At 42.8% G+C, this 12,162-nt stretch carries 12 protein-coding genes; 10 read left to right on the top strand and 2 right to left on the bottom strand.

What is annotated here, in order from left to right; translation table 11 throughout:
- Positions 1-193: 193 nt before the first annotated feature.
- Both QY97_RS04855 and QY97_RS04850 read left to right on the top strand, forming a co-directional pair.
- On the top strand, positions 194-400 hold the full coding sequence (locus QY97_RS04855) for a hypothetical protein (protein WP_039233474.1): 207 nt from the start codon (positions 194-196) through the stop codon (positions 398-400).
- Between the two features lie 87 nt (positions 401-487).
- Positions 488-1,243 (top strand): YjbA family protein, encoded by a 756-nt coding sequence (locus QY97_RS04850; protein WP_039233472.1) that lies wholly within the window; start codon positions 488-490, stop codon positions 1,241-1,243.
- 82 nt (positions 1,244-1,325) lie between these two features.
- Here QY97_RS04850 and trpS read toward each other — a convergent pair whose 3' ends face one another.
- Entirely contained in the window at positions 1,326-2,321 is a 996-nt protein-coding gene (gene trpS / locus QY97_RS04845; protein WP_099098533.1) for a tryptophan--tRNA ligase, read from the bottom strand.
- 52 nt (positions 2,322-2,373) lie between these two features.
- Positions 2,374-2,754 carry a DUF3899 domain-containing protein gene (locus tag QY97_RS04840; RefSeq protein ID WP_039233467.1) on the bottom strand — a complete coding sequence of 127 codons (381 nt, stop codon included), beginning with the start codon at positions 2,752-2,754 and terminating at the stop codon, positions 2,374-2,376.
- A gap of 391 nt (positions 2,755-3,145) precedes the next feature.
- Here QY97_RS04840 and QY97_RS04835 point away from each other — a divergent pair, with 391 nt between their 5' ends.
- From QY97_RS04835 to spxA, 8 genes are all read left to right on the top strand, one after another.
- On the top strand, positions 3,146-4,801 hold the full coding sequence (locus QY97_RS04835) for a peptide ABC transporter substrate-binding protein (RefSeq protein WP_039233465.1): 1,656 nt from the start codon (positions 3,146-3,148) through the stop codon (positions 4,799-4,801).
- A gap of 138 nt (positions 4,802-4,939) precedes the next feature.
- Positions 4,940-5,869, top strand: a complete 930-nt coding sequence (opp3b, locus tag QY97_RS04830) for an oligopeptide ABC transporter permease (protein WP_039233463.1) — start codon at positions 4,940-4,942, stop codon at positions 5,867-5,869.
- Positions 5,869-6,897, top strand: coding sequence for an oligopeptide ABC transporter permease (gene opp3C, locus QY97_RS04825; RefSeq protein ID WP_039233461.1), 1,029 nt, complete (start codon positions 5,869-5,871; stop codon positions 6,895-6,897). Before opp3b ends, opp3C begins: the two co-directional genes overlap by 1 nt.
- A 23-nt stretch (positions 6,898-6,920) precedes the next feature.
- Complete coding sequence (locus QY97_RS04820; protein ID WP_039233458.1) at positions 6,921-7,988, top strand: ABC transporter ATP-binding protein; 1,068 nt, start codon at positions 6,921-6,923, stop codon at positions 7,986-7,988.
- Position 7,989: 1 nt separating this feature from the next.
- Positions 7,990-8,919, top strand: a complete 930-nt coding sequence (locus QY97_RS04815; protein WP_039233455.1) for an ABC transporter ATP-binding protein — start codon at positions 7,990-7,992, stop codon at positions 8,917-8,919.
- A 198-nt stretch (positions 8,920-9,117) separates the two neighbouring features.
- Entirely contained in the window at positions 9,118-10,329 is a 1,212-nt protein-coding gene (locus tag QY97_RS04810; RefSeq protein ID WP_039233452.1) for a putative glycoside hydrolase, read from the top strand.
- Positions 10,330-10,902 (top strand): GNAT family N-acetyltransferase, encoded by a 573-nt coding sequence (locus tag QY97_RS04805; RefSeq protein WP_039233450.1) that lies wholly within the window; start codon positions 10,330-10,332, stop codon positions 10,900-10,902. It begins immediately after the preceding gene.
- A gap of 440 nt (positions 10,903-11,342) precedes the next feature.
- On the top strand, positions 11,343-11,738 hold the full coding sequence (spxA, locus tag QY97_RS04800) for a transcriptional regulator SpxA (RefSeq protein ID WP_039233448.1): 396 nt from the start codon (positions 11,343-11,345) through the stop codon (positions 11,736-11,738).
- Positions 11,739-12,162: the final 424 nt, after the last annotated feature.

Raw genomic sequence — 12,162 nt, 5'->3', positions numbered from 1 at the left:
TAAAAAAACCTCCTCTTTCACGTATTCTGAGGAGATTCTACATATTTTTTCACTGTTTGTCCATTGACAGAAGACTTTATCAACAGAATGAAGATGAATAACAGCACCCGCTGTTATTCATTTTTTTTTTTATCGAGCATACATATATAGGACAAGCTGCTGCAAAGCAATTATTTAATAAAGGAAGAATGCAATGGCCATACGCCTAGTTATGTTTTTAACAGGATTCGGTTTATGTGTTCTCGGTGGAGTCAGTTGTATCATGTACTTAAATTTGCTGGAGACAGGGTTCACCATGAAGGAATATATTCAATTCATCTCTAACCAGACGGAATGTTATTTATTCATCGCCGGCCTCGTAATGATGACAATTTCCATTTACTTTCCAACAAGACAATGAAGAAAATTTGTTCACTATAGGAATAAATTAACTTCGCTTTGCCCATACTTGATGACAAATATAGATGAAGAAGTGAGGAGGGTCATTATGCTTTATCTTCATGATGTCTGGGTGAACTGGTTTGAAGGAGAAGAGAACGGCTATAACGTCTGCCACTTTCACGAATGGCGAAAGGACGATGCAGTAGAGCTGTTAGATCAAGTACCATTGCTTCTGATAGATGAGGAATTATTTGATTATATTGAGAATTATTTAGGAGAACTTCCGAAGCAGCTGCTAGAAGATGTGCATAGAAAATCATTTCTGCGACGCAATCATGAGCGCATCCAGCTAGAATACTGTTTTGTGGTGACCGATGGACGGGGCGTACTTGCTATCGATACGATGGGTTATACAATCCCTGTAAGGAAAAGCCGCCTGATGCCAAAACAAGAGCAAAGCGCATTCGAGATGTTCAGTGCCCATCCTGTTGCTTCCTATGAATTAGACACAGAACCGGAAGAAAAGGAGTATCATATTTTATCGCTTTCTCCTGTGCATATGAATGGTTTAACGAGAAAGGAACGACAGCTGAAACAACTGTTATTCATGGCGCTTGATCAGCTGTTTGTCTCAAAAAACTCAGCCGAAATTCGATACTGGTATACAGAATGGGCACCAGAGCGCTACCAGGACATTCAAACGATGAGTGTAGATGATATCAAAAGAGTGTTTTATGAAGAAGTATTAGACGGGTGGACAAGTCAGCATGAACGGCTTTGTGAGGATATCATAAAGGGACAGCCATTCTTTGAAAAGCTGTGGCAGACAGAGCATGCATCTAAACTAAATCAATCAAGTTAATAAAAAACGGAGCTGGGGATTTTCTCATCCAGCTCCGTTTTTCGATGTTTAGATTTGTGTAGAGGAAGATTTGCAGGAGGTGTTATCTTCTCCGCTTTCTGCCAAGCCCCATTGCATTCTCCATTTTCTTGACCATTTTGCTGGCTGCAAAGTTAGCTTTTTCAGCTCCGCGATCAAGGATTTGATCCAGCTCCTCAGACTCAATAAGTTCATAATAACGCTTCTGAATCGGTTTTAAGTGGTTGATAACCACTTCGGCAAGCCCTGACTTAAATTCCCCGTAGCCTTTCCCTTCAAAATGCTGCTCGATCTCCGGAATCGTCTTTCCTGACAATACAGAGTAGATGGAGAGAAGGTTAGAGACCCCTGGCTTTTCTTCCTTATCAAAGCGCACCTTTCCTTCTGAATCAGTGACCGCGCTCTTAATTTTTTTCTCGATTTGCTTTGGCTCGTCAAGAAGGGAAATGAATGCTTTTGTGTTCGGATCCGATTTGCTCATTTTTTTAGAAGGATCCTGCAGCGACATCACCCGGGCACCTTCTTTTGGAATGCGTACGTCAGGGATGGTGAAAATATCGTTGTACTTACGGTTAAAGCGCTCGGCCAGATCGCGTGTTAACTCTAAATGCTGCTTTTGATCTTCGCCAACCGGAACAAGATGAGCGCTGTAAAGTAAAATGTCGGCCGCCATTAATGGAGGATATGTAAGCAGGCCGGCAGACACCGCTTCTTTTCCCGCAGACTTGTCTTTAAACTGCGTCATTCTTTCTAATTCACCTATGTAAGCGACACATTGGAGCATCCAGCCCGCCTGTGCATGAGCAGGTACTTCAGATTGAATGAATAAGGTGGCTTTCTCAGGGTCAATCCCAACAGCTATGTATAAGGCGGCCAAGCTTCGGATATTTTCCCGCAGCTTCAAGCGGTCCTGCGGAACGGTAATGGCGTGCTGGTCGACGATACAGAAGTAACAGTTATAATCATCCTGCAGTTCAGTAAATTGCTTTAAGGCACCGATGTAATTGCCGAGTGTAATCGTTCCGCTCGGCTGGATGCCGGAAAATATAGTTTGCATAATTAATCCCTCACTTTTTCGTTAGAAAAATTATAAAACAACTAAGCGGCAGTTTTCAAGACAAGGAGATGAACCCTGCCGCTGTAGTTAAGATAAGAAAGGCCCCGCCGCTGACCAGGAGAGGAAAAGTCCACTTGTATGCTCGTAACTTCGTATGCTCTTCGTGGAAAGCTCCTGTATCATCAAGATCATCAAAGCTTGATGCGTATTCTCCCTCTTTTGTTGATTTTCTGAAAATCTTGGATGAATAAATTATACCATTAAAAAAACCGCGCTCTAATACAAATAAAAAGGCGCCGGTTGTTGCACATAAAAGAGAGAATAAAAAAGAGTAGTCCAGGAGGCTGCGCCAAAACGATGAAGAAGCAAAAGAAAAAATGAGGGCGAGCACGATAATGAAACCACTAACCATTAAAGACTTTTGAATAAATGCCATCTGTTCACTCTCCTGTTTGCTCCTGTTTCAAATAATTATAAGTGTAGCAAAAACTGGGGGAGAGTGCCACTTTCTATTAAAAGAGGCCTGGATTATTAGATTTTAAGAATAAAGTTATTTTCAAAAAATAAAAATAAAAAAATTGTTCGGAAAATACAGAAAATGAAAACGCTTTACTTTTCGAAGTAAGCGCTTTATTTATCTAAAGTATTTTTTAGGGATGAAAGACCCATTGAAAACATTGATTTAGAGAATTTATATCTAAATTAATAAAATTATGTCACTTTTGTAAAGAAAACTTAAAATAATTATTGCAAAAAAATTATCTTCGTTTATAATGAAAAAGAAATATTCTGAACAATCAGGAATAATCTAAATAAGGGGGATGGAGATGAAAAGAAAGAATTTTGCCCTTTTCCTTGTTCTTCTGCTCGCAATGAGCATGTTCCTAGCTGCATGTGGTGGAGGCGGCGAAAGCGGCGGAGAGGGGAATGGAGGAGAAAGCGGATCTGGCGGCAGTGATAACGTCTTAAATGTAACAGAAACGCAGGATATACCTTCCATGGATTCAGCGTTAGCTACTGATGCAGTTTCCTTTAATACCTTAAATAATACAATGGAAGGTTTATATCGTTTAGGTGAAAATGATGAGGCAGTAGAGGGAATGGCAGAAGGTGAGCCGGAAGTAAGTGAAGACGGCAAGACATGGACATTCAAAATCCGCGATGCGAAATGGTCAAATGGAGACCCGGTAACTGCTCACGACTTTGTATATGCTTGGAGAAAAGCATTAAACCCTGATACGGCTGCAGAATATGCATACATTATGTATGACTTGAAAAACGCGCAAGCTGTAAATGCTGGGGAAATGGCTCCGGAAGAGCTTGGTGTAAAAGCCATCGATGATAAAACGTTAGAGGTGCAGCTTGAGAACCCGGTTCCATACTTTAAACAGCTTCTTGCTTTTGGAACATTCCTGCCGCAAAATGAGAAGTTCGTTAAAGAGCAGGGTGATCAGTTTGGTTTAGAGGCGAATACAACTGTGTATAACGGTCCATTCACACTTTCTGAGTGGAAGCATGAAGACCAATTTGTTATGAAGAAAAACCCGGACTACTGGGATGCCGATGCTGTGAAGCTTGATGAGATTCATACAAAGATCGTAAAAGACACACAAACTGACGTGAATTTGTTTGAGACAGGGGACGCTGATCAAATTAAGCTTTCTTCTGAATTTGTGGACAAGTATAAAGAGCACGAAGGGTTCTTTACAGTGAAGGAATCTTCTGTTTTCTTCCTTCGCATGAACCAGGAGGGCAATGAGGTGCTTCAAAACGTGGATGCACGTAAAGCGATTGCCAAAGGGTTTGATAAAAAAGGTATTACCGATGTGTTAACGAATAATGGCTCTGTAGTTGCTGATTTCTTTGTTCCGGAGGAGTTCGCTGAAGGCCCGGATGGAAAAGACTTCCGCGAAACAGCAGGAACATACTTGGAAACAGATGTAGAGGAAGCGAAAAAGCATTGGGAAGCAGCTAAAAAAGCACTTGGACAGGACCAGGTTACGATCGAGCTTCTCAATTACGATGATGATTTATCTCGTAAGGTTGGAGAATACTTGAAAGAACAATTGGAAACCAATCTTGAAGGCTTAACGATTAATATTAAACAGCAGCCATTTAAGCAAAAGCTGGATTTAGAGACACAAATGAATTATGAGATGTCTCTTGCCGGCTGGGGCGCTGACTACCTTGATCCGATGACATACTTGGATATGTATGTAACGGGCGGTGCTCACAACCAGCAAGGCTTCTCGAATGCCGAATATGACAAGCTGATTCAAGATGCGAAAACAACACTTCTGCTTGAACCAGAGAAGCGTTGGGATGCACTAGTACAAGCAGAGAAAATTTTGCTTGAGGATGAAGCAGCGATTGCACCAATTTACCAAAGATCTCGTGCCTATTTGAAAAACCCTAGCTTGGATGGGGTATTGTTCCATAAAGTAGGACCAGATACAACTTATAAATGGGCAGAATTTAAGTAAACAAACAAATGATCAGTAGAAGGAGGGTGTATGCGAGCAGGCATATGCTCTCCTTTTTCCCTGCTAGGGAAGAGAGTTTTGAATTTAGTGAACTATAAAAATATTAAGTGAATAAATTTTTGAAAAGGAGGGTTATCTATGGCACGCTACATAGTGCAACGCTTCATTTATATGCTGATCACATTGCTGATCATTGCTACGATCACATTCTTTCTAATGAAGCTTTTGCCAGGATCGCCGCTGACGAATCAGGAGAAATTAAGTCCTGAACAGCAAGAGATTATTCTTGATAAATACGGGTTGAACGACCCGCTTCCCGTTCAATATGTGAACTATATGACTAATTTGTTTAAAGGAGATTTAGGTTTATCCTTTCAGTACGATAACCGTCCAGTAACAACGATGATTGGCGAGCGGATTGGGCCTTCTGCTTACCTTGGCTTTCAAGCAATCTTATTTGGAACGGTTGTCGGCATCATTCTAGGTGTACTCGCCGCTTTAAAACAAAATAGTTTTCTAGATTATACTGCCACCACGATTGCCGTTCTAGGCATTTCGATTCCTTCCTTCGTTTTTGCAGGCGTATTACAATACTTCCTTGCCGTAAAGTTCCCCATTTTTCCGGTAGCCGCGTGGGAAGGGTTTGAATACACAGTGCTGCCAACACTTGCTTTGTCCGTATTTGTTATCGCGACAGTCGCAAGGTATATGCGTTCTGAACTTCTTGAGGTGCTAGGCTCTGATTACATTATGCTTGCCCGGGCTAAAGGAGTAAGCTCATTTTCGATTATGACGAAGCATGCGTTGCGCAACGCACTTATTCCAATCATTACATTATTAGGACCTTTAGCGGTTAATATTATGACCGGATCGCTCGTTATTGAGAATATCTTTGGGATTCCTGGAATCGGACAACAGTTTGTCCAGTCGATCCTAACGAACGACTATACAGTCATTATGGGGATTACTTTGTTTTATAGTGCGTTGTTTATTTTCGTGATCTTTATTGTCGATATCCTTTATGGAATTATTGATCCGCGTATCCGGTTAAATGGAGGGAAGAAATAATGAGCAGAGAAGACAGAGACAATATGACAAATTTGTCCAAAGACCTCTTCCAGCCGGCGGATAAGAGAGGAGCCGATTCGGAAAAGATTACCCGTCCAAGCTTGAATTTTTGGCAGGACGCCTGGATTCGGCTAAAAGGGAATAAAGGAGCTATTGTGGGGCTTATTCTCATCCTTTTTATCACTTTTATGGCAGTAGTCGGGCCATCCATGAACGAGTTTTCGTACAGGGAGCAAAATATTTCGCATGCCAAGCTGCCGCCAAAAGTTCCCGGACTGGAGAACATTGAATGGCTGCCATTCGATGGAAAAGACAAGGATGGCTTTGATATGTACGAAGCGAGGAATGTAGAAGAATATTACTGGTTTGGGACAGACGATCTTGGTCGTGATCTATGGACGAGAACATGGTATGGCACACGGATTTCTCTTTATATCGGTGTGCTGGCGGCGGTGATCGACTTTCTAATCGGAATTGCTTACGGTGGTATTTCAGGCTTTTACGGTGGCCGTGTAGATAATGTGATGCAGCGGATTATTGAGGTGCTGGTCGGTATTCCGCATCTAATTGTGGTCATCCTCTTCATCTTAATCTTTGAACCGGGTATCTTTTCCATTACGATGGCGATGGTGATCACTGGCTGGGTGAATATGGCCCGGATTGTCCGAGGCCAGTTCTTAAAGCTGAAAGGACAGGAATTTGTGTTAGCTTCACGCACGCTCGGTGCATCGGGAAGCCGCTTAATTTGGAAACACCTGATGCCAAACGCGATGGGGCCAATCATTGTCACCACTATGTTTACGATTCCAAGTGCTATTTTCACAGAGGCGTTTTTGAGCTTTATCGGCCTCGGTATTCGACCGCCTGAAGCATCACTTGGTTCATTGGTTAACGATGGTTTTAAATCATTGCAAATCTATCCTCATATGCTGATTATTCCATCTATTATTATCAGTTTGCTGATTTTGAGCTTTAACCTGCTGGCGGACGGCTTACGTGATGCCCTTGATCCGAAGATGCGGAAATAAACGAATGGAAGGAGAATTTTATAGTGAACCGCTTATTAGATATACGTAATTTGCATGTCTCCTTCGATACGCACGCGGGGGAGGTAAAAGCTGTACGCGGAGTTGATTTTCATTTAGATAAAGGAGAGACGCTGGCGATTGTCGGTGAATCGGGATCGGGCAAATCCGTGACGACAAAAGCACTGATGCGCCTTATTCCGAACCCGCCCGGACGTATTAAAGAAGGACAGATGCTATTTGAGGGAAGAGACTTAGTATCGCTTTCCGAGAAGGAAATGGAAAAGCTCCGCGGGAAAGATATTTCCATGATCTTTCAGGATCCGATGACTTCCCTTAACCCTACGATGAAGGTAGGGAAGCAATTAATGGAGCCGCTGATTAAGCATCAAAAGATGAGTAAGTCAGATGCTAGAAAGAGAGCAGTAGAGCTTCTCGAACTGGTAGGACTTCCAAATCCGGAAGCGAGAATGTCGCAGTTTCCGCATCAATTCTCCGGCGGACAGCGGCAGCGGGTAGTGATTGGGATTGCCTTAGCCTGCAATCCCAAAATTCTTATAGCAGATGAGCCAACGACTGCATTGGACGTAACAATCCAGGCGCAGATTCTCGAATTGATGAAGGAGCTGCAGAAAAAGATCGAAACGGCGATTATCTTCATTACCCACGACCTTGGTGTGGTCGCTAACGTGGCCGATCGGGTGGCTGTCATGTATGGTGGACAGGTTGTAGAAACAGGCACAGTAGATGAGATCTTCTACGACCCGCGCCATCCGTATACTTGGGGACTGCTGTCATCTATGCCAAGTCTCGATACGGATGAGGAGAGCGAGCTTCAAGCCATACCGGGCACTCCGCCAGATTTACTGCACCCGCCGAAGGGGGATGCGTTCGCTTTAAGAAGTGAGTATGCCTTAAAGATTGATTTCGAGAAGGAACCGCCCACATACCAGTTGTCTCCGACTCACTTCGTAAAATCCTGGCTGCTTCATCCAAGCGCGCCGGAGGTCGAACCTCCGGCAAGTGTGCGGCAGCAGATGAAGCCTATGCCAAACAATTTTGAGAAGCCTGTACTAGCTGGGGAGGTTCGCTGAGATGGCTGAAAAACTAGTGGAAATTAAGCAACTGAAGCAATATTTTAATGAAGGAAAGCCGAATATGGTCAAAGCGGTCGATGGTATTTCCTTTGATATTTACCGTGGTGAAACGCTTGGACTTGTTGGCGAATCAGGCTGCGGCAAATCGACGACAGGAAGAACGATCATTCGCTTATACGAGGCCACGGACGGGCAAGTCCTGTTTAACGGCAAAGATGTTCATGGAAAGAAGTCTAAAGCTGAATTAAAGGAATTTAACCGGAAGATGCAGATGATTTTTCAGGATCCATACGCTTCTTTAAACCCGCGTATGAAAGTAGCGGATATTATTGCAGAGGGCATTGACCTGCACGGTTTGGCAAAGAACAAAAAAGAGCGAATGGAAAAGGTGTATAAGCTGCTTGAAACAGTCGGCTTAAACCGTGAGCATGCGAACCGTTATCCGCATGAGTTTTCAGGCGGACAGCGGCAGCGGATCGGCATTGCCCGGGCGCTGGCTGTAGAGCCCGAATTTATTATTGCCGATGAGCCGATTTCAGCGCTCGACGTATCCATCCAAGCGCAGGTTGTGAATTTGATGAAGCAGCTGCAGGCAGAACGAGGGCTGACTTATTTGTTTATTGCCCATGACTTATCGATGGTGAAGTATATTAGTGACCGTATCGGTGTCATGTACTTTGGCAAGCTTGTTGAGCTGGCGCCGAGTGATGTGCTGTATAATAACCCGCTTCACCCTTATACGCAATCCTTGCTTTCGGCTATCCCTTTGCCAGATCCGGAACACGAACGAAGCCGTAGGAGAAAAACATATGACCCTGCTATTCATAATTACGCCCCCGACGAGAAAGTGGAAATGAGAGAAGTAGAACCTGGCCACTTCGTTTATTGCTCAGAAAGAGAATTGGAAGCTTATCAAACTAATGTCTAGCTTGAGTACTGTCTGTCCCATGCGTTGAACATGGGACAGTTTTTAATATGGATCAGTAAAGCGTGCAGGAGAAGTCTGCGGTTTATTGATTTAGGGGAAGCAGCGACAGTATTTTGTCTATCTTTCTATTTATTTCTTAAATTGATAGAATAAAAGCTAGTAACTTTGGGTAATAGAGGAGATGGAGGGGAAGATTGTATGAAAAAAAGGAAAATATGCGGAGCGGCTTTACTGTTAACTGGCGGCTTGCTGCTTTCAGGGCCAGTACCTGGTCAAGCAGCGGAAACGACGGAATTTCAGACCCGGCCCGTACCAGAACTGAACAAAGAAATACCGGAAAATATGGTGCGTTTTCAGTATGACTCGGGGTTAGAGTTCGAGTATCCGGACGCTGTACGCGGTATTTATGTAACCGGCCATTCGGCTGGCGGCCCTCGTTTTGACGAGCTTATGCAATTAATAGAAGAAACAGATTTAAATGCAATGGTTGTTGACATAAAAGATGACTTTGGCAAACTTACATATCAGCCGGAGCCTGGCTCTCCTTTCGAAGACATTGCCGAGCCGGTTATTAAGGACCCGAGGGCGATGCTGGAGGAAATGGAGAAAAAACAAGTATACCCGATCGCTCGTGTAGTTGTGTTCAAGGATACGACATTGGCCCAAAAGAAGCCTGAATGGTCATTTACGCGAAATGGACAGGTATGGGCCAACGGAGGCGGTGAATCGTTTGTAAACCCCTTCGTGAAAGACGTATGGGACTATAATGTAAATATTGCTATTGAAGCTGCAAAGATGGGCTTTAAGGAAATTCAGTTTGATTACGTGCGCTTTCCGGAAGGATTTGAAACACGGGATAAAACGCTTGAGTATAGTCTTGGTGATTATGAGGATTCCGGACAGGACCTCGTGCAGCGGCGCGTGCAGGCCGTGACGGATTTCGTCGCCTATGCTCGTGAGAAGCTGGAGCCTTATAATGTAGATGTTTCTGTCGATATCTTCGGTTATTCTGCTACACTCCCTGAAGCTCCCGGCATCGGCCAGAACTTTTCAAAGATATCTGAAAATGTCGATGTCATTTCCTCTATGATCTATCCAAGCCACTGGACGTCTTATTTTGGCATTGCTAAGCCTGATACAGAGCCCTACCGCCTAGTAAGAGAGTATGCAAAGGTGGAGAATGAGAAGCTCGCAGCGCTTGATACGCCGCCGACTTCAAGGCCTTGGCTTCAGGATTTTACCGCTTCATGGCTGGGTTCAGGCAATTATATCCGCTATGGCAAGGAAGAAATAGAGGCACAGATCCGTGCCTTAAACGATAGCGGTATAGATGAATTTCTGTTGTGGAATGCTAGTAATAATTATACCGAAAATGTGGATTACACTCCCGAACAAAGAGAGGAAGATTAAATGCATTGGTATGAAAAACTAAATCAATATTTCCCTATTGAAGAAATGAAGTCAAAGGAACATATGGAGCTCCTTTTAAAAGAAAAAGGCGACGTCTATCATAAGGATGAAGGGCCTTACCATGTGCTCATTTACGTTGAGTTCGACGAGTTTGTCTTCATTGATTACTTATTTGTATCAAAAGAATCCCGCGGACAAGGGCTTGGGCACAAGCTGATCGAGAAACTGAAGAAAAAGGATAAGCCAATTATTCTTGAAGTGGAGCCAATCAATTATGAGGATAGTGACACAGAAAAGAGATTGCGCTTCTATGCCCGTGAAGGATTCAAGCACGCTAAGACTATTGGCTATTCCCGGCGTTCACTTGCAACGAATAAAGTGAACGATATGGAAATCCTCTATTGGGCCCCACGCGACGAGAGCGAAGAGACGATCTATGAGAACATGAAAAAGACCTACCGGCTGATTCACAAATATAAAGATGAAGAACTGTACGGAAAACCATTTGAGCCGGTAAACGAAGCCCTGTCAAGAGATGAGGACAGAGACAAGGATATATTAGGGGAAATATAATAGATGAGCTATCAGGTCTTTTGTATCTGATGGCTTTTTTCCATTCCTCAGGAAACAGTATCAATTAAATGTATGTAAATGATAAAAGAATTTTTCTGGTTTAATTTTTATGAAAATCGGGTAAATATAAAAAGACCCGTCTTTCAGTCCTTCAACCAGCATGAGGAACGAAAAAATAAACAAAAGATAGAAAAAGTGCAACTTTAAAGCAGGGAATCAACCAAGTTTGTGGAAATATTTATTTAGAGTTTATGAAGTTTTTTTATAATTATTATTACAAAATAATGAAAGCTGTATTCATGAGACAGTGATTCATGTATAATACATATTGTATGGTAGCCGTGTGTTTGAAGCGGTTCAAACAGACTGCTTCATCAATGGAAATTCCTCATGAAATAGCAGGGTATTATATTTTAATCTTTAAGGAGTGTGATTGAGGAATGGTTACTTTATATACTTCACCTAGTTGTACTTCATGCCGTAAAGCGAAAGCGTGGTTAGAAGAGCACGATATTTCCTATGTCGAAAGAAATATTTTTTCTGAGCCTTTGAGCATTGAGGAAATTAAAGAAATACTAAGAATGACAGAAGATGGCACAGATGAGATCATTTCTACACGTTCAAAGATCTTCCAGAAATTAAACGTAGATCTTGAAACGCTTCCACTGCAGGATTTGTTTGAGCTTATCCAATCAAATCCAGGACTTCTTCGCCGGCCGATTATTCTAGACGAGAAACGTCTTCAGGTTGGCTATAACGAAGATGAAATTCGCCGCTTCCTTCCTAGAAAAGTACGAACTTATCAATTGCGGGAGGCCCAACGGCTTGTCAACTAAAGAAGAGAAAGCCTAATCTCGGAACAGCATAGAGGCTTTCAATGATGGACGAGTTCCATTATGCATACACAAACAGGCCAAATAAGGAACATGCGGAAGCAATGCTTGTTGCATGTAATATCTCCACATAAGCCTGTAAACCTCCAGCCAAAGCGGTATGGGGGTTTTTTATTACATCACCTGATTAAATAATAAGTAAAGCAATGATAGGCTTCGTTCAGCTTTCTAAGTGCCGAAAGCGCTGCCTGCAAGGAAGGATTCCGAGCCCACCTTGAAATATTTATGCCATTCAGGTAAAATAACGAGATACCTTCTCGTTTTTGAATCTTTCTATTTTCATTTGTTAGATGTTTATCATACAATAGAAGTAGGCACATGCATATCGTTGAGCTTTTCAGGGAAATGCCTAATAACAAGGGAATCC

This window comes from Bacillus thermotolerans, assembly GCF_000812025.2.
GTDB classification, from domain to species: domain Bacteria; phylum Bacillota; class Bacilli; order Bacillales; family Domibacillaceae; genus Quasibacillus; species Quasibacillus thermotolerans.
The sequence above is the reverse complement of the archived record's forward strand: the minus strand, read 5'-3'. Positions and strand labels throughout refer to the sequence as shown.